The 20,446-nt window shown below is 67.4% G+C and carries 19 protein-coding genes; 15 read left to right on the forward strand and 4 right to left on the reverse strand.

The window, feature by feature from the left end:
- Positions 1-10 precede the first annotated feature (10 nt).
- The 5 genes from C7T96_RS01410 to C7T96_RS01430 are packed head-to-tail and all read left to right on the forward strand — an operon-like array spanning position 11 to position 5,085.
- A complete protein-coding gene (locus C7T96_RS01410; protein WP_245414035.1) occupies positions 11-1,291 on the forward strand; it encodes an FAD-dependent oxidoreductase in 1,281 nt (426 codons plus the stop codon).
- Between the two features lie 36 nt (positions 1,292-1,327).
- Positions 1,328-2,143, forward strand: a complete 816-nt coding sequence (locus tag C7T96_RS01415; RefSeq protein WP_199190388.1) for an ABC transporter ATP-binding protein — start codon at positions 1,328-1,330, stop codon at positions 2,141-2,143.
- Positions 2,144-2,152: 9 nt separating this feature from the next.
- Entirely contained in the window at positions 2,153-3,010 is an 858-nt protein-coding gene (locus C7T96_RS01420; RefSeq protein ID WP_106569383.1) for an ABC transporter permease subunit, read from the forward strand.
- Between the two features lie 54 nt (positions 3,011-3,064).
- The gene (locus tag C7T96_RS01425; RefSeq protein ID WP_106569384.1) at positions 3,065-4,225 is read left to right on the forward strand and encodes a hypothetical protein; all 1,161 of its coding nucleotides are present in this window, start codon (positions 3,065-3,067) and stop codon (positions 4,223-4,225) included.
- Entirely contained in the window at positions 4,225-5,085 is an 861-nt protein-coding gene (locus C7T96_RS01430; RefSeq protein ID WP_106569385.1) for a bifunctional 5,10-methylenetetrahydrofolate dehydrogenase/5,10-methenyltetrahydrofolate cyclohydrolase, read from the forward strand. The genes C7T96_RS01425 and C7T96_RS01430 overlap by 1 nt, the downstream gene beginning before the upstream one ends.
- 26 nt (positions 5,086-5,111) lie before the next feature.
- Here the strand turns inward: C7T96_RS01430 and C7T96_RS01435 are convergent, their stop codons facing one another.
- Together C7T96_RS01435 and C7T96_RS01440 are read right to left on the reverse strand one after the other, a co-directional pair.
- The gene (locus tag C7T96_RS01435) at positions 5,112-5,459 is read right to left on the reverse strand and encodes a helix-turn-helix transcriptional regulator (protein WP_106569386.1); all 348 of its coding nucleotides are present in this window, start codon (positions 5,457-5,459) and stop codon (positions 5,112-5,114) included.
- A gap of 118 nt (positions 5,460-5,577) precedes the next feature.
- On the reverse strand, positions 5,578-6,600 hold the full coding sequence (locus C7T96_RS01440) for a permease (RefSeq protein WP_199190389.1): 1,023 nt from the start codon (positions 6,598-6,600) through the stop codon (positions 5,578-5,580).
- Between the two features lie 72 nt (positions 6,601-6,672).
- Here C7T96_RS01440 and C7T96_RS01445 point away from each other — a divergent pair, with 72 nt between their 5' ends.
- Positions 6,673-7,557 (forward strand): LysR substrate-binding domain-containing protein, encoded by an 885-nt coding sequence (locus C7T96_RS01445; protein ID WP_106569387.1) that lies wholly within the window; start codon positions 6,673-6,675, stop codon positions 7,555-7,557.
- Positions 7,558-7,614: 57 nt separating this feature from the next.
- On the opposite strand, the gene C7T96_RS01450 is transcribed toward C7T96_RS01445, so the two are convergent.
- Complete coding sequence (locus C7T96_RS01450) at positions 7,615-8,655, reverse strand: 2-oxoglutarate and iron-dependent oxygenase domain-containing protein (RefSeq protein ID WP_158264281.1); 1,041 nt, start codon at positions 8,653-8,655, stop codon at positions 7,615-7,617.
- A gap of 478 nt (positions 8,656-9,133) precedes the next feature.
- Between C7T96_RS01450 and aroA the strand changes: the two genes are divergently transcribed.
- From aroA to lexA, 9 genes are all read left to right on the forward strand, one after another.
- Positions 9,134-10,459 carry a 3-phosphoshikimate 1-carboxyvinyltransferase gene (aroA, locus tag C7T96_RS01455; protein ID WP_158264282.1) on the forward strand — a complete coding sequence of 442 codons (1,326 nt, stop codon included), beginning with the start codon at positions 9,134-9,136 and terminating at the stop codon, positions 10,457-10,459.
- 26 nt (positions 10,460-10,485) lie between these two features.
- Positions 10,486-11,247: a class I SAM-dependent methyltransferase gene (locus tag C7T96_RS01460; RefSeq protein WP_106569390.1), complete on the forward strand. Its 762-nt coding sequence runs from the start codon at positions 10,486-10,488 to the stop codon at positions 11,245-11,247.
- Positions 11,244-12,740 (forward strand): hypothetical protein, encoded by a 1,497-nt coding sequence (locus C7T96_RS01465; protein WP_106569391.1) that lies wholly within the window; start codon positions 11,244-11,246, stop codon positions 12,738-12,740. The genes C7T96_RS01460 and C7T96_RS01465 overlap by 4 nt, the downstream gene beginning before the upstream one ends.
- Positions 12,737-13,633, forward strand: a complete 897-nt coding sequence (locus tag C7T96_RS01470; RefSeq protein WP_106569392.1) for a transglutaminase domain-containing protein — start codon at positions 12,737-12,739, stop codon at positions 13,631-13,633. The genes C7T96_RS01465 and C7T96_RS01470 overlap by 4 nt, the downstream gene beginning before the upstream one ends.
- A complete protein-coding gene (locus C7T96_RS01475) occupies positions 13,633-14,457 on the forward strand; it encodes a phosphate ABC transporter substrate-binding protein (RefSeq protein ID WP_158264283.1) in 825 nt (274 codons plus the stop codon). The genes C7T96_RS01470 and C7T96_RS01475 overlap by 1 nt, the downstream gene beginning before the upstream one ends.
- Positions 14,414-15,325, forward strand: coding sequence for a phosphate ABC transporter permease subunit PstC (gene pstC, locus C7T96_RS01480; RefSeq protein ID WP_106569394.1), 912 nt, complete (start codon positions 14,414-14,416; stop codon positions 15,323-15,325). The genes C7T96_RS01475 and pstC overlap by 44 nt, the downstream gene beginning before the upstream one ends.
- The gene (locus C7T96_RS01485) at positions 15,309-16,142 is read left to right on the forward strand and encodes an ABC transporter permease subunit (protein ID WP_106569395.1); all 834 of its coding nucleotides are present in this window, start codon (positions 15,309-15,311) and stop codon (positions 16,140-16,142) included. The genes pstC and C7T96_RS01485 overlap by 17 nt, the downstream gene beginning before the upstream one ends.
- On the forward strand, positions 16,139-16,960 hold the full coding sequence (locus tag C7T96_RS01490; protein ID WP_106569396.1) for a phosphate ABC transporter ATP-binding protein: 822 nt from the start codon (positions 16,139-16,141) through the stop codon (positions 16,958-16,960). The genes C7T96_RS01485 and C7T96_RS01490 overlap by 4 nt, the downstream gene beginning before the upstream one ends.
- A 236-nt stretch (positions 16,961-17,196) precedes the next feature.
- Positions 17,197-17,910: a transcriptional repressor LexA gene (lexA, locus tag C7T96_RS01495; RefSeq protein WP_106569944.1), complete on the forward strand. Its 714-nt coding sequence runs from the start codon at positions 17,197-17,199 to the stop codon at positions 17,908-17,910.
- 124 nt (positions 17,911-18,034) lie between these two features.
- Here the strand turns inward: lexA and C7T96_RS01500 are convergent, their stop codons facing one another.
- Positions 18,035-20,407, reverse strand: coding sequence for a ComEC/Rec2 family competence protein (locus C7T96_RS01500; protein ID WP_106569397.1), 2,373 nt, complete (start codon positions 20,405-20,407; stop codon positions 18,035-18,037).
- Positions 20,408-20,446: the final 39 nt, after the last annotated feature.

Here is a 20,446-nt window from a genome sequence, read left to right on the forward strand (position 1 = left end):
GGCGCGAGGCATGATGAACCAAGCCAAGGCCGACACGCCCGGCCACGTCACCGTCGTCGGCGCAGGCATCGTGGGCGCCTGTTGCGCGGCCTATCTGCAGCGCGAGGGTTACGCGGTGACGGTCGTCGACCGTGTCGAGCCCGGCATGGCGACCTCGTTCGGCAATGCGGGCTCGATCAGCCCCAGCGCGGTGCTGCCGGTCGCCATGCCCGGTATGCTCCGCAAAATTCCCGGCTGGCTTCTCGATCCGCTGGGGCCGCTGACCGTGCGCTGGTCCTATCTGCCGTGGATCGCGCCGTGGCTGCTGCGCTTCCTGCGCCACGCCAGCCGCGACGAGGTGGCCCGCGTGGCGACCGCGATGCGCGCCTTGATGGAACCGGTCTTCGACGATTATGAGCGTCTTTTGCCGCAGGGTGAGTTCCGCACTCTGATCCGTCGCAATGGCTGTCTTTATGTTTACGAAAACCAGGCCGAACTCGATGCGGCGCGGTGGACCCTCGACCTGCGGCGCAATTTGGGCGCGGCGATGGACCTGATCGGCGAAGACGAGATTCGCCAGCTTGAGCCGGCGTTGGCGCGGCGGTTCCGGATCGGCATTTTCGCGCCCGACAACGGCTCGACCGTCGACCCGAGCCTGCTGGTCAACGCGGTGATGGCCCAGGTGTTCGCCAATGGCGGCGAATTCGTGCGCGCCGAGGTCAAGGACATCGAGATGGCGCCGGAGGGCCCGACCGCGCTCGTCACCGACCAGGGCCGCCAGCCGCTCGACAGGCTGGTTCTGGCGGCCGGGGCCTGGTCTGCGGGTTTGGCGCGCAAGCTCGGCGCCGTCGTGCCGCTGGAGACCCAGCGCGGCTACCACGTCACCTTTCCCCAGGCCGGTATCGAGGTGAACCGCACGGTGATGTGGAACAAGCGCAGCGTGTTCGTCAATCCGATGCGGCCCGGCCTGCGGATCGCCGGCACGGTCGAGCTGGCCGGGCTGAAGGCGAAGCCGAACTATGCGCGCGCCGACCGGCTGGCCGACATCGCCGGCGAATTGTTTCCCGACCTCGACCGCAGCAAGCCGTCGCGCTGGATGGGCCACAGGCCCTGCCTGCCCGACAGCCTGCCGGTCATCGATCGCTCGCCGCGTTATCCGGGCGTGGTCTTTGCCTTCGGACACCAGCATGTCGGCATGTGTTCGGGCGCCTCGACGGGACGGCTTGTCGCCGATCTGATGGTCGGCCGTGCGTCCTCGATCGATCGATCGCCGTTTTCCGTACAACGCTTCGCCAGGCGGCTGGCCGCATGACCAGTCGGTGACCATAGATTCCAGGGAGGAACACCCATGACGGCACAAGCCTTGACAATGCCGCCCGAAAACGACCCTGCAGATACGTCCAACGCCCGCTCCGAGACGGGGACGGCCGACGCGCCCCTCTCCTTCAATCATGTGTCGATGCAGTTTCCCGACGGCACCGAGGCGCTCGACAATGTATCGCTGGCGCTCAAGCCGGGCGAATTCGTGTCGATCGTCGGGCCATCGGGGTGCGGCAAGTCGACCTTGCTCAAGATCGCGTCCGGCCTGGTCAAACACACTGCCGGCACCGTCGATGTCGACCGCAACCACCTCGGATATACGTTCCAGGACGCCACGCTGTTGCCGTGGCGCAAGGTGATGCCGAATGTCGAGCTTTTGATGGAGCTGCGCGGCTTCCCGGCCGCCGAACGGCGGCGCATCGCCAAGGAACAAATCGATCTGGTCGGCCTGACCGGCTTTGAAAACCATTATCCCAAAAGACTGTCCGGCGGCATGAAGATGCGCGCCTCGCTCGCCCGCTCGCTGGCGCTCAACCCGAGCGTGTTCATGTTCGACGAGCCGTTCGGCGCCCTCGACGAGATCACCCGCGAGCGGCTGAACGACGAGTTGATCGCGCTGTTCATGCGCCAGGGTTTTACGGGGTTGTTCATCACCCACTCCATCCCCGAGGCCGTCTATCTGTCCAACCGGGTCGTCGTCATGTCGCGCCGGCCGGGGCGGATCCTCGACGTGTTCGACGTTCCCTTCGACTATCCGCGCACGCCGGAACTGCGCTACGCACCGGAATTTTCCGAACTGTGCGGCGACCTGTCCGTATCGCTGCGCGCGGCCATCGAGAATTGAGAGGCAGACATGACCACAGCCCCCGTAGCAAAGCCTCGGACCTATCGCGCCGTACCGCTGCCGCCGCCGGCCAACATGCTGCAGCGCTTTTTCACCACCATCATGCCGCCGATCCTTCTCGGCATCCTCTTGGTGCTGCTCTACTGGTGGACCAGAGCCCAGCTTGAACCGCACCGGCAGTTTCTGATGCCGGACGCCTGGTCGTTGTGGACCAACGCCTTTGCCCTGCCGGAGGTGCGCGCCGAGCTTGTCGACCGCGCGCTCGTCACCATCACCATCGCGGTGGTGGGCATGTGCATCTCGATCCCGATCGGCATCGTGCTCGGCATCATCATGTTCCGCTTCCACGTCATGGAACGCGCCTTCTTTCCCTATCTGGTGGCGTTGCAGTCGATTCCGATCCTGGCCATCATTCCGCTGATCCAGAGCGCGCTGGGTTTCGGTTTCATGCCGAAAGTGCTGATCGTGGCGCTGTTCACGTTCTTCGCCATCCCCACGACCCTGCTGCTCGGCCTCAAGAGCGTCGATCGCGGCGTCATCGACCTGTTCAAGCTGCAGGGCGCGGGCTGGCCGGTGATCCTGCGCAAGGCCGGCTTTCCGTCGGCAGCGCCGGCGCTGTTTGCCGGGTTGCGCATCTCGGCCGGACTGGCCGTGATCGGCGCGATCGTGTCGGAAATCTTCTTCCTGGCCGGCCGCGGCGGTCTCGGCCAGATGCTGATCAACGCCAAGATCGATTTCAAATACGAACAGATGTATGCCGCGCTGATCGCCTCCTCCGCCCTGTCGATCAGCGTCTATCTGTTCTTCGCCTGGCTCGGTAACAAGCTGTTTTCGGAATGGCATGAATCCGGCGCGGCACCGACCTGACCACGAAAGGCGCAAGCCTTGAACCACTTCGCAACCGAAAATGGGAGACTTCGGATGAAATACAGATTAGCAACCGCCCTCGCCTCGGGCCTGCTCGCCGGCGCGCTCGGCACCGCAGCCGCCCAGGAGCCCGGCGCCTTCGCCAAGGAAAACTACACCACGCCGCTGGCCGATGTGTGCCCCGACCCGCTGATCATCCAGAAGGACTGGCTGGCGCAGGCCGAGCACGGCGGCTTCTACCAGATGATCGGCGCTGCCGGCGAGATGTCGGCGGGCAAATATGTCGGGCCGCTCGGCTCCACCGGCATCGACCTGATGATCCTCGAAGGCGGCGGCGGCATCGGCCTCGGCGACGGCGAGACCGCCTATTCGGCGCTGCATCTGGGCAATTCGAGAGCCGGCGTCACGCCGCATCTCGGCTACCAGGAACTGGACAATTCCTTCCTGTTTTCCGAGCGCTTTCCGACCGTTGGCGTGTTCGCGCCGCTGGACAACGCCCCGCAGGGCCTGTTCTGGGACAAGGGCACCTATCCGGACGGCTTCCGCTCGCTGGACGACCTGAAGGAATTCGCCGAGTCGGGCAAGGGCATGATCTATGTCTCGACCATCCAGCGCACCTTCGGCCTCTATCTCGTCCAGTCGGGCGTGTCGCGCGACGTGTTCGTGGAAGGCTATCGCGGCGACGGCGAGAACTTCGTCACCAATAACGGCACCTGGCTGAACCAGGGGTTTGTCACCAGCGAACCCTACAGCTTCTCGACCGGCAACAATTGGGGCAAGCCGATCGACGCGGTGACGGTGGGCGAACTCGGCTATCGCAACTATACCGGCATGCTATCTGTGGCGACGCCGCGCCTGGACGAGCTCGCGCCCTGCCTGGAGAAGGTGGTGCCGATCATGCAGCAGGCCTGGATCGACTACGTCAACAATCCCGACGAGGTGAACAAGCTGATCTCGGACTTCAACGAGGCCGGCCACGCCACCAGCTGGTGGAAGACCCCGATGGGCAAGATGGAATACGCCTCCAAGACGCTCAAGGAACGCGGCATCGTCGGCAATGGCGCCAACGACACGCTGGGCGATTTCGACATGGAGCGCGTCGCCGAGATGCACGCCATCGTAAAACCCTGGCTCGACGAGCGCTCCGATCCGGACGTCAAGCCGGAAGACGTTGTCACCAACCGCTTCATCGATCCGGCGATCGGCCTGAAGTGATGCCGGCTTCCCGCGCCTGCCTGCTGGACGGAGAGGCGCTCGCCGCCCGGCTCCGGCGCGGGATCGCAACCGCCGCCGCGGACCTCAGGGTCCGCGGCGTCACGCCGAAACTGGTCATCGTGATCGTCGGCGACCGCGCCGACAGTGCCGCCTATGTCGCGCGCAAGAGCGCGGACTGCGCCGAAACCGGAATTGCCGCCGACATTGTGCGCCTGCCGGTGCAGACGACCCAGGTGCGCCTGCTCGACGTCGTCGCGGAGCTCAACCGCGACCCCGCCGTGCACGGTTTCATGGTGCAGCTTCCCCTGCCCGCCCCTCTCGACGAGACGGCGGTTCTCGACGCCATCGACCCGGCCAAGGATGTCGACGGCTGCCATCCGGTCAATCTCGGACGCCTGCTTGCCGGAACGCCCGACATCGTGCCGTGCACGCCCGCCGGCGTGCTGGCGCTGCTGCGCCATCACGAGATCGCCATCGCCGGCCGCGCGGTCGCCATTATCGGCCGCGGCATGCTGGTCGGCCGGCCGCTTTCCATGCTGTTGTCGCTGAAGGGGATCGACGCGACCGTCACCCTGCTGCATTCCCGATCGCGCGATCTGGCCGCAACGGTGCGCCGCGCCGATATCGTGGTTTCCGCGGCCGGTACAATCGGATTGGTGGACAAGACCATGGTCAAGCCGGGCGCGGCCGTCATCGGCGTGGGCATCTCTTCCGACGCGGATGGCCGCACCGTCTCCGACATCGACGATGCGGTGGCGCAGGTCGCCGGCTTCGTGACGCCGCGCCATGGCTCGGTCGGTGCGCTGACGCGTGCCATGCTTCTCAAAAACCTGGTCGCGATCGCCGCCCGCGCGGCGTGATCGCATCGCGTTGCGGCGGACCGCGCTCAGGCGCGCGCGTCGTCCTTGCCGTCTCTCCCGGTGCCCTGCCCGGCCGGCTGCGGCGCGCGGTCGGCGCAGCATTCCTTCATCAGGAACGCGGCGAGTTCCTCGATGGCGTCGAGGTTCGGCCGGCAGGTGGTGGTGCGCCCCTGGCGCTCCTGGCTGATCAGACCGGCATTGAGCAGGATGCGGATATGGTGCGCCAGGGTCGAGGCCGGAATCTCGAGCCGCTTTTGCAGTTCTCCGATCAAAAGACCGTCCGGCCCGGCGCGCACCAGCGCCAGAAGCACGACGATGCGCGCGGGTGCCCCCACGGCATCAAAACCCTTTGCGGCGTCCTGTGCGGACAACATCGAGATCGTTCCCCCGGTTTGCCGCGATAAAACTAGTCGGATGGAGGGGTGTCAAGCCGGCCGCCGCTGCCGGCGGTTGACCGTCTGGCCCTTTTGAAAGGGCGGCGCAGGTCGGGGATCAGGCAAAAACCTGCCACAGCGCCTGGAAGGCATAGGCCGAGACGAGCGATCCCGCCACCGCCAGCGCCACGAACAGGCCCAGCGTCGAGGCGCGCAGCACCGGCACGACCGCCAGCACGCCCCAGATGCTGACCGCACTGCCGGCGACCAGAAAGCCGAGCGCGGCGCCGGCGGACATGCCGAGGTCGAGCAGGCCGCGCACCAGCGGCAGGGCGGCGTAGCCGTCGAGATATAAGGGCGCGCCGAGCGTTACGGCGAGTGGGATGGCATAGGGTGAGTCGGCCCCGGCATAGGCGCTCAAAAGCTCGGGCGGCACCAGGTCGCGCAGCAGATATTCCGCCGCGAAGGCGAGCGACAGGCACAACAGGACGAGCTTCGTCATCCAGGCGAGCTCGCGCGCGAAAGTCCGCATGCGGACCGGATCGCGCCATACCGCCGGGCGAAACCCGCCGGCTTCCGGCGCGCAACCGGGATTTCGTCCGCCCCGCGGATGCGCCCGCAGCGGCACCTGCACCATGCGCGTTTTGTGCAAGAGCGCCGTTGCCAGACCGGCGAAAATCCCGATCGCGAAGGCGGCGAGCGTCTTGCCGATGGCAAAGCCGGGGCCGAGCACGGCCCAGGTCGCGGTGAATAGCGACGGATCGGTCACCGGCGAGGACAGCCAGAACGCCATGATCGGCGCCAGCGGCACGCCCGACACCAACAGTCCGGTCATCAGGGGCAGCACGGTGACCCCGCACACCGGAGTGACGGCGCCGATCGCGGCGGCCGTGACGATCACGCTCGACGGCCGGCCCTTGAACAGGTTGGCCGTTACCGCCCCCGCGCCGCTGGCCGCCACCCAGGCCGACAGCACGATGCCGAGGGCGACCATCGGGCTGACCTTGACCAGGCTGACGAGCGCGAACAGCGCCGCGCCTTGCGCCTTTTGGGGCCACAACGCCGTCGCGGCGAGGCCGGCGGCGATCGCCACGAGCGTAAGGATGAACCGGCGGTCGGCATGCGACAGGACGCTGTTCAAGACATCTCTCCTCGAACACGACCCATACGGGAAAAGCTTTTATTGATAAATCGAATAGGATAAATATCAGCCATGATCGAAACAGATAGCTTGGGCGACCCGCTCGACAGCGCGCTGCTGCGCGTGTTTCTCGCCGTCGCCAGGGCGGGCAGCTTGAGTGCCGGCGCGGCGCAGCTCCTGCGCACGCAATCGGCCGTCAGCCTGCAGGTACAGAAACTGGAAAGAGCGCTCGGGCAGCGCGTGTTCGAAAGACATGGCCGCGGGGTGATGCTGACGCCGGCCGGCGAGCAATTGCTGCCGGTCGCCCGTCATGTCGTCGACGTGCTCGATCAGGCCGCCGCACGATTGCGCGGCGCGCCGGTCGTCGAAGAAATCCGCCTCGGCGTCCCGGAGGAATATAGCGACACGATCCTGCCGGCGATCCTGGCCGGCTTCGCCGAAGACCAGCCGGCGGCACGCCTGTTCGTACGCTGCATGTCGAGCATGGATTTTCCGCGCGCGCTCGCGCATGGCGAACTCGATCTCGCTCTGCACTCGCCTCAGGAGATCGCCGCAACTGACCGGGTCGTTCATTCCGAGCGGGCGGTGTGGGCCGGATCCCGGTTCCGGGACCTGGAAAGCCTGCGTCCGCTGCCGGTGGCCTTGTTCGACCGGACCTGCTGGTGGCGCGAACGTTGCCTCGATCTGTTGCGGCATTGCGACCTCGACTACCGGATCGTGCTGACCAGCGAGAGCGTTGCCGGGGTTCGCGCCGCGATCGCCGCCGGCATCGCCGTCGGCGTCCTGCCGCACAGCACGCTGTCGGGCCAGGCCGGGTTGCGCATGCTCGCCGACGACGTGCTGCCGCCGCTGGGCGAGACCCATCTGGTATTGAGTGCAGCCCCCGGGCGGACCGGGCCGCTGGCGGCGAGGCTGGCAACGGTCATCGCGAACGTTTTTGCCGCCGCCGCGACATAGCGCGCGCCACGATTGGTGCCACGGCGCGCGCCACGTCCTCCAGCCGCCCCGGTCTGGTCAGGGCAATTGGCAGGCCGAGCGGGTTTCGCTGAAACAGCAGCCCAGATATTCCTCGGTCGTCGTCTTGCCGCCGGCGCTCTCGGCTCCGGTCAGGCTCTTGAAACTGTCGACCACTACGTCGAGATTCGGGTTGAAGAACAGCGCCACCGAATAACGATATTGGTCCGAATCGTTGATGACCCGGTGGACCGTGCTGGCAAAACGTCCGCCGGACCATTGCTCCATGATGTCGCCGACATTGCAGATCAGCGCGTTTTCGATCGGATCGACGGCAATCCAGTCTCCCGCGCTGTTGCGTGCCGCCAATCCGCCGAGCGCATCCTGAGCCAATATGGTCAGGCAGCCGCAATCGGTGTGGGCGCCGGCGCCGAAGGCGCGGCTGTCCTTGGGACCGCCCGGCTGCGGCGGGTAGCTCAGGAGGCGCATACGCGATTCGGAGTGCTCGATCTCGCGGTCGAACGTGTCTTCCTCCATGTCGAGCGCCAGCGCGAAGGCGCGGCACAAATCGCGGCCGAGCGCGACGCTGTGTTCGTAATAGCGCTCCAGGGCGGGACGGAAACCGGCCGGTTCGTCGGGCCATTGGTTGAGGCCGCGCAAGCCGCCCCTGCGCGCTTCTTCCTGCGCGAGCGTCCCCTCGAAGCCGATGTCGAAACCTTCCTTCAGGTCACGTGTGTGAAGCGGATCGACATTCTCGCCGCCCATCGGGAAATAGCCGCGATGGTTGCTGGTGTTTGCGCTGGAAACCGCGTTCTTGCGCGCGCCGGGCTGGGTGAAGAAGCCGCGTGCTGCGGCGAACACGGCCGCCACGTCCTCGGCGGGTATGCCATGGTTGACCAGGTAGAAGAACCCGACATCGTTCAGCGCTTTGCCGACCTCGGCGGCGACGCGCTTCTTGTCGGCGTCCGTGCCGTTCCGGAAGCCTTGGAAGTCGACGAGCGGAATTTCGGTGAAGGGGATCGACTTGGCGGGCGGCACAGCGCGGGCGGCTTCGCCGGCCGGCAGGGCGTCGGTTTGGTTGGAAGAAGTCGTTGCTGTCATCTCCTGGTCCTCCCTGGGGTGAGGTCGTTGGCGGTTGCCTTGCAAAGCCCGCCTGGTCGGCGGATCGGCGCGCGCCATCGACGACCGCATCGGCTGCGGCCGGGCATCGGTATCGGTTGCTATGTCACTATAAAACTAACTTTATAGTTGTATTAACGCCCTGTCAAGCGCCAGACGCGAGGTGGCGGCACAGGCCGGCGGCGGAAGCGTGAGGATGAAGCGGAGACCGAGTGTGCGCGACCCGAACGATGGGGTCCGGGCTTCGTTCGCGCCAAATTCGCCTATAAATTGCATCAAATAAATATCATTGACTTTTGGTTGTATGTAAATTCTAATAAACTAGTTATGTGGCGATCCTTCGGCGGCTGGTTCAGTCGTTTCTCGACCTGCCGCCTCATCCTGGGACTTCCCGGTCGTCATGCGGGTTCCGTCGATATGTCGGCGGGCGATGTACCGTTTGTTTTTGTTGGTGAATTTGATGACAGTCGCGTCCACCACTACCTCCGCCCGTACCCGGTCGCCGTTTTTCGAGCCCCGTCTGCCGGGATCGAAATCCCTCACCAATCGCGCGCTCGCGCTGGCTGCGGCGCGGTCCGGCACCACCAGCGTGACCGGTGCGCTGCATGCCGACGACACGGTACGCTTCGCCGATTGCATCGACCGGTTCGGTGGGCTGTCGGTTCAGGCCGACACGGCCCGGGCCGCCTTCCGGGTCGAAAATGCGTGCGCCGGCGGAAGGCCTGGCGCGCCGGGCGGACCGCTTGACATCGGCGCGGCGGGCACGCCGGCTCGCTTCTTGCTGTCGATGGCCGCGGATGCGGATGGCGAGACGATCATTACCGGAACGCGGCGGCTGTGCGAACGGCCGATGGCGAGCGGCATCGAGGCGTTGCGGGCGCTCGGCCGCCGGGTCGATGAAACCGGCAATCCGGGGTGCCTTCCCGTGCGCATTGTCGGCGGCAGGCCGACCGGCGCGCATTGGCGGGTCGACGGCTCGGTCTCGTCTCAATTCACCAGCTCCATGCTGCTGTCGGCCGCGCGCCAGGAACCTGCTGACGGCCCGGTTCACGTGGAGGCGACCGGGAATCTCGTCTCCCGTCCCTATGTCGACATGACCGTGGCGGCCATGCGGACGGCCGGCGTCGACGTCGCGCCGGTCGGGCCGCAGATCTGGCGCGTACAGCCCGGACAGCCGGCCGTGGCCTCGATCGCGGTCGAGCCCGACGCCTCCGCGATGTCCTATTTCCTCGGCGCGGCCGCCATTCTCGGCGGCACGGTGCGGGTTTCGGGCTTGGGTACGGCGTCCGCGCAAGGCGATGTCGGCCTTGTCCGCGTGCTGGAGGAGATGGGGTGCGCGGTTGCGGCGACGCCGAGCGAGATCGAGTTGCGCGGATCCGAAGGCGCGTTGCGCGGCATCGAGGTCGACCTGGAGACCATGCCCGACATGGTGCTCACGCTCGCCGTGGTTGCCGCGTTCGCAAAGGGCAGGACGAAAATCGTCAACATCGCCAATTTGCGCCTGAAGGAGTGCGACAGGCTTCATGCGGCCGCCGAGGAGCTTCGCCGCATCGGCATTCCGGCGCGGGAAGGCCCTGACTGGCTGGAGATCGCGCCGGACGGAACCGGGCCCCGGCCCGCCTCGGTGCACACCTATGACGATCATCGCGTCGCCATGGCGTTCTCGCTGGCCGCGCTTGCGTGCCCGGGCATCACGATCGAGGACCCGGCCTGCGTTGCAAAATCCTTTCCCGACTATTGGCGCGAATATGCGCGTCTGGCCGAAGTCTACGGTGTCGGTCTCTAGCTGGTGTGTGTTGCCGGGAGGAAACGATGCAAACCTCATCCACGCGTTACCGCGACGAATACGACACGGCGCTGGTCGCGCAATGGGACGCCCTGCTCGGCTGGACCGACCGGCGCGCCGCCGAAGGCAGCTTTCTTGTCGACGTCTTGAGCGCGAGGCGGGCCCGCTCGGTGCTCGATGCGGCCACCGGCACCGGTTTTCATGCCGTTCTGCTGTCGCAGGCCGGGTTCGCCGTCACCGCGATCGACGGGGCTGCGGAGATGGTCGAACAGGCCAGGCGCAACATCGCCACCATGGCCGCACGGGCGGTGCCCTGCGCGCTTGGCGACTGGCTTGATCACGAAAGCCTGCCCGCCGGTCCCTTCGACGCGGTGATCTGCATGGGCAATTCGATCGCGCATCTGTTTTCGCGTGCCGATTTGGAGCGCGCGCTGTGCAATTTCCGGCGGCTGCTTGGCGACGGGGGCACGCTGGTGCTCGATCATCGCAATTATGACGCGCTGCTTGCCGGGCGGATATCCGCACAGGATCGCACCTATTGCTGCACCGGTCTCAAGGCTTCGGTCGATCTTGCCGTGGTCGAGCCCGATGTTGTCGACATCACCTACCGGACGGCCGGCCATGCGCCGGCCACCATTCGAACGCGCGCCTGGGCGACCGGCGAGGTCGGCGCGGCGATCCGGGCGAGCGGCTTCTGCGCGCCCGTCCTTTATGGCCCGCGCGGGGTCGGTTTCGACCCGGACGGGTCGGAATTCGTCATCCATGTCGCCACGGCGGCGGACCGATGACCGCTCGTGCCAAAGCCGGTCTGGTCATCCTGGACGGCGCCGGCCTCGCCGCGCCTTCGCCCGGCAATGTCGTCGACCGCGCCTGCATGCCGGTTCTGTTCGACCTGTTCGATCGCTACGGCATGGTTCCGCTCAGGGCCAGCGGCAATGCCGTGGGGCTGTTCGACGGCCAGGCGGGCAATTCCGAAGTCGGGCATCTCACCCTCGGCATGGGCCGCACCGTGGTCTCCTCGCTGGTTGAGATTGACCGTGCCTACCGGTCGGGCGAATGGAAAAAAAGCCCCGTCTGGCGAGTCTTGCGAGACGAGACGGCCCAAAATGGCCGGATCCACGTTCTCGGCCTTCTGTCCGACGCCGGCGTGCACGGCCATTGGCGCACCATCGTCCAGGCGGCTGACCTGGCCGGGCGCGGCGGATTTTCCACCGTCGTGGTGCACCCGGTGCTCGACGGGGTCGATGCGATGCGCGGCTCGGGGCCCGCATTGCTCGACACGTTGCGGCAGGCGCTGGCGGCGCGGGTTCCGGCGGCGCGGCTCGGGGTCGTGATCGGACGGAGCTGGTTCGCCGACCGGTCTGGAAACCGCGCCCTGGCGCGGCATCTGGTCGATGCGCTTATGAGCGCCGACGCGCTGCCGCGCTTCGATCGCCGGCATCTCGACGGTTTTTGCCAGGACAACAGCGAGCGCGACTTCCCCGCCCACCGGGTCGATGCCGACATCCAGCTCACGCCGGGCGAGGCCCTGCTGGTCACCAGCCATCGCGCCGATCGCGCCGTGCAGACGGTCGAAGCGCTTGCCGCGCGCTGCCGTGTCGCCACGCTGACCACCATTACGCAACACGTGCCGGCCGCGCACGTCTTCTTTCCGACCCGCAGCCTTTCGGGCGGTCTGGCGCAGGCCCTGCAGGCGCGCGGCATCGCGCTGACGCGGATCGCGGAAAACTGCAAATTTCCGCATGTCACCTATTTCTTCAACGGTTTCCGGCAATCGCTCGGGGAACGCCAGGTGGCGATCCCCGACACGCCGGGCGGTCCCGAACAAAACCCGCGCATGCGGGTGGACGAGACGGTGGACGCCTGCCGCGCGGTGATGACGAGCGATCGCGAGACCGGTTTTGTCGTCAATATTCCAAATCTCGATCAGGTCGGGCATTCCGGCGATGTGGGCCTGTGCCGGCAGGCGGCGGCCGCCGTCGACCGGGCCCTTGCCGCCATCGTGGCCCAGTCCCGTGACACCGGCTGGACGCTGGCGGTCACCGCCGATCACGGCAACGCCGAACGACTTTTGGACGATCGGGGCCGCGGCTTCGGTTCCCACACCGCAAACCCGGTCCCCTTCACCATCGTTGCGGCCGATGGCGGGCGGGCCGACTGGGCGCTCGAGACGGGCGGGCTCGACAACGTCGCAGCGACCATGGCCGCGCTTTTGGGCGTCGATCCGGCCGGGATTGGCGACGCGCCATCGCTGATTTGCAGACAACGGAGCCTGGCATGATCATAACGCTGCGCATCGACCCGCACGAACGTGCCGCCGCCGCGATCGGCCTGCTGGTGCCGGAGCCGCCCGACACGGTGCACCAGACCCTGGTCGGATTCTGTGCCCCCTGCCCCTTGCCCTACCGGATCGTCCGCGAAAGCCGGAGCGGCCAGCGCGCCTATCTGTTCGAGGGCGATTTCGGCGCGAGCCTCGAATTTTCCTTCCATTTCGCGGCCGGGACAGGGACGGTCAAAACCGACGAATTTGCCGATTTCGACAATGCCTATACGAGGCTTGCCGGCGATCTGTCCGAATTTCTCGCCCTCGAGCGACCCGCATGCGCGGCAGGCCATGGTGACGACGACATTGTCGCGGCGGTGGCGCGCCGGTTCAGCTATGGCGGGCCGAATCCCGATCTGGCGCGCCCGGCGACGTTTTGCGGCGTACGATCCGGCAACTGCATCGATATCAACACCGCCCTGCTTGCCTGCCTGCGGGCTGCCGGGCGCCGCGCGGCCTATTTCGCCGGGTTTCATTTCGGCCGCAACCGGGGCGGCTGCCGCGCCGACGGCATGCATTGCTGGATCGCCACCGAGACGGCGGGACGCCGGTGCGATTGGGATGTCGCGCATTGCCTGATTGCCGGCCTGGCACGACCGGTGGCCGGCTTGAACCCTCTGGGCGGGGTCCGGGCCGCGTTTTCCCATGGGCGCGGACTGGTTTTCGAGGCCGCGACGACCCGTTTGCCGGCGATCAGCCATTTCGCCCGCCCGCGCTGGCTTCTGGCCGACGGCAGCCTGCCCGAGGCGGCCACCAGCGCGGTGCTGACACAGCCCATGCGGGCTGACGCCGAGATCCGGCACGCGGCGCGGCCGCCGCAAACGGCAAGCTGGGCAACGAGGAGCGTATGATGTCGGCCAGAAAGACTGTGATCGCCGCCTTCTCCCTTGCGCTGACGTTCGCCGGCCTGGGTGTATCCCATGCCCAGGAGGAGGTGCGCATCGTCGTTACCGGCTCGAGCACGATCGCGCCGTTGATGATGGATATCGCCCAGCGCTATGAGGCCGCGCATCCGGGCGTGCAGGTCGATGTCCAGACCGGCGGCTCTTCCAGGGGCCTGTCGGACGTCCGGCGCAAGCTCGCCGATATCGGCATGGTGTCGCGGGCGCTCGGCGCGGATGAAAACGACGTCGCGGCCACGCGGATCGCATGGGACGGCGTGGCGCTGATCGTTCATGCGCAAAATCCGCTCGAACGGCTTTCCGACGACCAGGTGCGGGCGATCTACACCGGCCAGGCGACGCGCTGGGAGGCGTTCGGTTCCTGGGACGGGCCGATCACCGTGGTCAGCAAGGCCGAAGGCCGCTCGACCTTGGGAATCTTCCTCGATTATCTCGATCTCGATATTCGCGACATCCGCGCCCATACCATCATCGGCGACAACGAGCAGGCGGTGAAAGTGGTGGCCGGCAACCCGAGGGCGGTGGGCTACATCTCGATCGGCGCGGCCGAATATCACGCAAGCGCCATGACCCCGATACGCGCGATCGCGCTCGGGGCCGTCGCTCCAACTTCCGCCAATGTCGCAAACGGGTCGTACCCGGTCAGACGAGAGCTGAACCTGGTCACGTATCCCGACCCCGCGGCGCCGGTCGAAGCGTTTTTGCGGTTTGCCTCCGGACAACAGGTGCATGACCTCATCTCAGACCATTATTTCTCGCCCGCCTCGAATTAGGCTGTTTCGCGGCCCGCTCGCGCTGAAAGACGCCGTCTTCGTCGTCGTCTTGTGGGCATCGGGCGTTCTGGCGATCGGAGCGATGGCCGGCGTCTTGATCGTGCTGGCGATCGGCTCCGCGCCCGCGCTGACCGAGGCGGGACTGGGCGCCTTCGTGGCCGATGGCGACTGGTATCCGACCGCCGGCGAATACGGCCTGGTGGCGATGGTCGCGGCCACGCTCGCGGTTTCGGCCGGCGCGCTTGCCGTCGCCGGCCCGCTGGGAATCCTGTGCGCGGTCTATATCCGCTATTACGCCGGCGATGTCGGCGGTGCCGCCTTTCGCGTGGTGCTGATGACCCTGGCGGCCATTCCCTCGGTCGTCTACGGCCTGTGGGGCATGACCGTGCTGGTGCCGCACATCGCCGCCTGGCAGCCGCCCGGCACCTCGCTCCTGGCCGGCGTGATCGTCTTGTCGATCATGGTGCTGCCGACCGTGGCCGTTCTGGCGGAGGCGGGCCTGCGCCAATTGCCGGCCTCGCTCTATCTCGGCAGCCTGGCGCTCGGATGCGCCCGTCACGCGGCGATCAAGCGCATCGTGCTGCCGTCGGCCAAGGGGGTGGTGGCGGCCGCCTGCATGCTCGGGCTCGCCCGCGCGCTGGGCGAAACGATGGCCGTGCTGATGGTGGTCGGAAACGCGGTCGCGATGCCAGACAGTCCGTTTGCGTCCGTGCGCACGCTGCCGGCCAATATCGCGCTCGAAATGGCCTACGCCATCGACGTCCACCGCTCGGCTCTGTTCGTTTCGGGCCTGTTCTTGATGGCCATGGTCGGGCTGCTGCTCGTCTTGCGCCGCTGCTGGGGCGGGGCCGATGCACCGCAATCTTAGACCCTTCGTCAACGACCTTGTGGTGCGCGCGGCGGTGGCGGCGGTGGTGCTCGTCCTGGCTGCAATCGTTATGCATGTGGTCACGCGCGGTGCTGCGCTGGTGTCGTGGGACTTCCTCACCACCGCGCCGCGCGCGGCCGGGCGCGCCGGCGGCATCGCGCCGGTGCTTGTGTCGACGGCGGCGGTGACGGGGGTGGCGCTGGCGGCCGCCTTGCCGCTTGCGGTCGGGGCGGCGGTGTTTCTGGTCGAGGCGGTACGCCCGCACACCGTGGCCGCGCGCCTGACGCGGGGCTGCCTGGGCGTGCTGGCCGCCGTTCCCTCGATCGTCTTCGGTCTGGCCGGCAACATGATCTTCTGCGACTGGCTCGGCTTCGGCTTTTCCATTCTGGCCGGCGGGCTGACGCTCGCCCTGATGATCCTGCCGATCGCGGCCTGCGTGGCCGAAACCACCTTGCGCATGCACGGCGAAGACCGCAGGGCCGGCTACGCGCTCGGCCTGCCGCAGCGGCGGATCGTCTGGTCGATCATGCTGCCGGCCGCCGCACCGGGCATTTTCGCCGGGCTGGGGCTCGGTTTCGGGCGCGCGGTCGCCGAAAGCGCCGCCCTGATCTTCACCAGCGGCTACGTGGTGCGCATGCCGGATTCGGTTTTCGATTCGGGACGGACCCTGGCGGTCCATATTCTCGACCTGGCGATGAACGTTCCCGGTGGCGACGGCAATGCGTTCGCGACCGCCACCGTGCTCTTGGCGTCGGTCGCCGCCGTCGTCGCCCTGTTCACGGCTTTGGACAGCAAGCAAGGCAGGGATTTCGTATGAACGTGCAAGCCACAGGAACCCGAAAGCTCGACTTGTCGCCGGGCCGCGCCGAGGCGAGCCATATCCGCGTCGAAAACGTCACGGTCGCCTATGGCGCCATCAAGGCCCTGTCGGATGTCAGCCTGTCGATCCCGCCAGGGCGCATCACCGCGCTGATCGGCCCGTCCGGCTGCGGCAAAACCAGCCTGCTGACCTGCGTCAACCGGCTGATCGACCTGATCCCGGGTGCGAACGCGTCCGGCCGTATCCTTGTTCGCGATACCGACGTGCTGGCGCGGGGCGCCGATCTCCTGCGGTTGCGCAAGCGGGTCGGCATGGTGTTTCAGAAACCTAACCCGTTTCCGTTCTCCATCCGTCGCAATTTCGATATCGTGTTGAGTGAATTCGGCGTGCGCCGGCGGGCGGACCGGGACGCGCGCATCGACGAATGCCTGCGTGCCGTCGGCCTGCACGCGGAAATCGGCCACCGGCTCGACATGTCCGCCTGCGCGCTGTCCGGCGGCCAGCAGCAGCGTTTGTGCATTGCCAGGGCGCTGGCCACGCGGCCCGAAATCCTGCTTCTGGACGAACCGTGCAGCGCGCTCGACCCGATGTCGACGATGACGATCGAGCGCCTGCTGCTCAAACTCAAGGACAGCGTCACGCTGGTGATCGTCACGCATAATCTGTCTCAGGCACGACGGATCGCCGATCAGTGCGCGCTGTTTTGGACACGGCGCGGAACCGGCTACCTGCTCGAGCACGGCACGATGGCGGATTTGTCGGAGCGGCCGCAAAACCAGGTCACCGACGATTATCTCAACGGCCGGCTGGCGTAGGCCGGGCGCAAAACCCGCCGAGAGACCGGCGCTCGAAACGGGGACGCCGCGTTTCAACATCCGCGGCCTTCCCTTGTCGCGGGTATCGGTGCCTGCCCGAAGACCGGGCGCGGCATGCCGTCGGCGGCGTTGCCGGCATCGTTTTCGTCTTTCGGCGCTCGGACACTTGCGGAACAAGGTGAGAACAGATACAGTTTGTTCTGGTTTTGTTTGTCGATGATTCCACTGGGGCCGCCATGTTAACCCGAAAACAACACGAGCTGCTGCTTTTCATCCATCAACGGCTGAAGGAAACCGGCATTCCGCCCTCCTTCGACGAAATGAAGGAAGCGCTCGATCTCGCCTCCAAATCGGGCATTCATCGGCTGATCACGGCGCTGGAGGAGCGCGGTTTCATCCGCCGGTTGCCCAATCGCGCCCGTGCGCTGGAAGTGCTGCGCCTGCCCGAATCGATCTCTCCGGGGCTCGGGCGGCCGCGCAGCTTTTCGCCGAGCGTCATCGAGGGCAGTCTCGGCAAGCCCAAACCCAAGCCGGCCCCGCCCGTGTCGGCCAATGACGACGCTGGCGGCGGCGTGTCGGTGCCGGTCATGGGGCGGATCGCCGCCGGCGTGCCGATCGACGCCATCCAGCATCAAACGCATGCGATCGCCGTGCCGCCCGACATGCTGTCGGCCGGCGAGCACTACGCGCTCGAGGTGCGCGGCGATTCCATGATCGATGCCGGCATTCTCGACGGCGACACCGTCATCATTCGCAGCGCGGCGACAGCCAATCCCGGCGACATCGTCGTGGCGTTGGTGGAAGACGCCGAGGCGACCCTGAAACGGTTTCGGCGCAAGGGCGCCTCGATCGCGCTCGAAGCTGCCAACCCGGCCTACGAAACCCGCATCTACGGCCCCGACCAGGTCAAAGTCCAAGGGCGGCTGGTCGGCCTGATCCGCCGCTACTGACGTTTCCCGGTGTCGGTCGCGCCGGCGACCCAGGTCGGGCCGGTGTCGGCACATATGTAGTCTGGCCGCGGCTCGATCGGGCGCCGCTTTGTCGGCCGCCGATCTCGCCGCCACGGCGGATGGCTCAGCTTTTGTCGCCTTTCCCGCTTTTGCCGTTCTTGTTGTTCCTGCCTTTCTCGCCGCGCTTGTAAGGCGCGAGACCGCGGGCCTCGCGCGAGAATTTGCGGTGCGCGAACCATGGCCGTTCGTTCCGCGGCAGGGCGAAGCGCGCTTCGGCGCGCAACGGCCCCCCGCTCGCGCCGGCGCTTTCGGTTCCAACTTGCTTGAAGCGCACTTCGAGACTGCCGCGGCGGGCAAGGTCGCGCGCGGTCACGACAAGAACGTCTTTCGCCCGGCACGGATTGGCGGCGGTCGCGTCCGCGATCACGATCACGCTCGCCACGCCGCAAAACGGCGCGGCCGCGGCCCGGGTCTTGGCGTGCACCACCACGGCGCCGCGGGCATGGACGGCCTCGCAGGCCGCGGCGTCGCAGACGAAGCGCGTCTCCGCCTCGGGCTTGCCGTCGGCGCGGTCGCGCGGCTTGACGTAACCCGTGGCTGCCAGCGCCTTTTGCCAGATGCCGATGGTAAAACCGTTCGGTCGCGGGCGATTGACGGCGAATAGGCCGTCATCGCGCATCAAGGCGGCCAGCCGGGCGTCCTCGGAAACCAGCAGGTCGGGCGGCGTGCGCAAGCCGAAGGCCAGCGTTGCGGCCAGCGCCAGCGGCAGCGCCAGCCAGCGCAGGCCGGAGGTCGCGATGGTCGCGACGAGAAGCGCGGCGGTGAACAGGATCAGCGCCAGCGGCGGCATCGCCCCGACAGCGTCGATCGGGCTGTGATCGGCAACCCAGCGCGCCACAGCCACCATGATCGCGATCCCCTGCCCCATCACCGTCAGCGGCGGACCTTCCAGCCCCACCGGCATCAACACGCCTGCGGCGACGGCCGGCGGCATGATCAGCGTCGACACGACCGGCATGGCGGCGAGATTGGCAACCAGCCCGAGCGGGGCGACACGGTGGAAATGCCAGATCGCGTAGACCGTGGTCGCGCCGCCGGCGATCAGCGAGGTTGCCGCGATCCCCGTGGCGAAATAAGCCAGGCGGCGCCCGGCCGCGTTCAGCCCGCCCCGTGGCGGGGCGCGGCCGGCGCCCGTCCTTGCCGAAACCCGGTTCGACCAGGCCGTATAGGCCGCGATCAGCGCCGCCGTGGCGGCGAACGACATCTGGAAACTCGGCCCGACCACCTCGTGCGGGGCCAGCGCGGCGATGATCAGCGCCGCGATTGCCAGATTGCGCATGGTGATTGCGGCGCGGTCGAACAGCAGCGCCACCAGCATCACCGCGATCATGATGAACGAGCGCTGGGCGGCGACCGCGGCGCCGGAAATCGCCAGATAATAGGCGGCCGCGGCAAGCGCCAGCGCGGCGGCGTATTTTTTGACCGGCCGGCGCGAGGAAAAGCCCGACGCGAGCGCGAACAGCGCCCGCAGCGCCAGCATCACCGTGCCGGCGACGAGGGCCATGTGCAGGCCGGATATCGACAGGATGTGTGCGAGGCCGGCCCGGCGCAGCGCCTCGTCGACCTCCTCGGGAATGCCGGCGCGGGTGCCGGCGATCAGCGCGGCGGCGATCTCGCCTTCCGCGCCCGCGACATGGCGCCTGATCCGCCCGGCGATCGCCTGGCGCATATTGGCCAGCCCGGCGGCAAGGCGCGGGGCGATATCGCTCGCGCCGGCGGACGTTTGCCTGTCCGGCATGCCGAGAAAGAACCCGGTCGCGCCGATGCCGGCCATGTAGCTTTCGAAGGCGAAATCGTAGCCATAGGGGCGAACCGGGCCGGAGGGCGGGAAAAGCCGCACGACCCCCTCGATGCGCTCGCCTGCGGCGATGCCGGGATCGGCGCGCGCCGTGACGCGGACGCGATCGGGCGCGTAACGCAGCAGCGGCCGCCGCGTCGTCTCCACGTCGATCGTGTAGCGCGTGCGTCCGCTCGCCTGGTGCTCGACCCTGACCACGCGCCCGGTCAGCACGGTCGAGACGGCCGAGCCCAGCATGGCGGTGTCGGCGCGCACGGTTTCGATCTTGCCGGCACCCGCGCCGGCCGCCGCAATCGCGAACGCCGCGCATAGCCGTGCCGCGACCCTGTGCCGGGCGACAAGAAACCGGGCCGCCGCCGGCCCGACAAGCGCGGCCGCAAGCAGCGGCCAGCCCGGCTCGAAGGGCAGTGCGAAATAGAGCGCTGCCCCGGCGCAAAACAGCACCGGAACCAGGAGAAAGGGCGTGCCGCGCGCTTCTTCCAGCGCCAATGCCGCGGCAAGGGCGCGGCCGGTGGACACCAGGGCGCCCGATATGGATGCCGGCCGGGCGCGATCGGACTGCCGGTTGGCCGGCACATGCGCGCCCGCGGCGGCAGGCGCGGCCGCCCTTTCCAGGCGCTGTGTCTCCATCGTGCTCATCGGGCCGTCGCCTCACGATGCGGCCGGCGCTTGCGCGGG

This window comes from Nitratireductor sp. StC3, assembly GCF_003015025.1.
In the GTDB taxonomy this organism is placed as follows: domain Bacteria; phylum Pseudomonadota; class Alphaproteobacteria; order Rhizobiales; family Rhizobiaceae; genus Mangrovimarina; species Mangrovimarina alexandrii.

Excerpts from the sequence above, each read along its gene's own strand:
- C7T96_RS01410 (WP_245414035.1), top strand. The coding sequence starts at position 11 with ATGATGAACCAAGCCAAGGCCGACACGCCCGGCCACGTCACCGTCGTC.
- C7T96_RS01415 (WP_199190388.1), top strand. The coding sequence starts at position 1,328 with ATGACGGCACAAGCCTTGACAATGCCGCCCGAAAACGACCCTGCAGAT.
- C7T96_RS01420 (WP_106569383.1), top strand. The coding sequence starts at position 2,153 with ATGACCACAGCCCCCGTAGCAAAGCCTCGGACCTATCGCGCCGTACCG.
- C7T96_RS01425 (WP_106569384.1), top strand. The coding sequence starts at position 3,065 with ATGAAATACAGATTAGCAACCGCCCTCGCCTCGGGCCTGCTCGCCGGC.
- C7T96_RS01430 (WP_106569385.1), top strand. The coding sequence starts at position 4,225 with ATGCCGGCTTCCCGCGCCTGCCTGCTGGACGGAGAGGCGCTCGCCGCC.
- C7T96_RS01435 (WP_106569386.1), bottom strand. The coding sequence starts at position 5,459 with ATGTTGTCCGCACAGGACGCCGCAAAGGGTTTTGATGCCGTGGGGGCA.
- C7T96_RS01445 (WP_106569387.1), top strand. The coding sequence starts at position 6,673 with ATGATCGAAACAGATAGCTTGGGCGACCCGCTCGACAGCGCGCTGCTG.
- C7T96_RS01450 (WP_158264281.1), bottom strand. The coding sequence starts at position 8,655 with ATGACAGCAACGACTTCTTCCAACCAAACCGACGCCCTGCCGGCCGGC.
- aroA (WP_158264282.1), top strand. The coding sequence starts at position 9,134 with ATGACAGTCGCGTCCACCACTACCTCCGCCCGTACCCGGTCGCCGTTT.
- C7T96_RS01460 (WP_106569390.1), top strand. The coding sequence starts at position 10,486 with ATGCAAACCTCATCCACGCGTTACCGCGACGAATACGACACGGCGCTG.
- C7T96_RS01465 (WP_106569391.1), top strand. The coding sequence starts at position 11,244 with ATGACCGCTCGTGCCAAAGCCGGTCTGGTCATCCTGGACGGCGCCGGC.
- C7T96_RS01470 (WP_106569392.1), top strand. The coding sequence starts at position 12,737 with ATGATCATAACGCTGCGCATCGACCCGCACGAACGTGCCGCCGCCGCG.
- C7T96_RS01475 (WP_158264283.1), top strand. The coding sequence starts at position 13,633 with ATGTCGGCCAGAAAGACTGTGATCGCCGCCTTCTCCCTTGCGCTGACG.
- pstC (WP_106569394.1), top strand. The coding sequence starts at position 14,414 with ATGACCTCATCTCAGACCATTATTTCTCGCCCGCCTCGAATTAGGCTG.
- C7T96_RS01485 (WP_106569395.1), top strand. The coding sequence starts at position 15,309 with ATGCACCGCAATCTTAGACCCTTCGTCAACGACCTTGTGGTGCGCGCG.
- C7T96_RS01490 (WP_106569396.1), top strand. The coding sequence starts at position 16,139 with ATGAACGTGCAAGCCACAGGAACCCGAAAGCTCGACTTGTCGCCGGGC.
- lexA (WP_106569944.1), top strand. The coding sequence starts at position 17,197 with ATGTTAACCCGAAAACAACACGAGCTGCTGCTTTTCATCCATCAACGG.
- C7T96_RS01500 (WP_106569397.1), bottom strand. The coding sequence starts at position 20,407 with ATGAGCACGATGGAGACACAGCGCCTGGAAAGGGCGGCCGCGCCTGCC.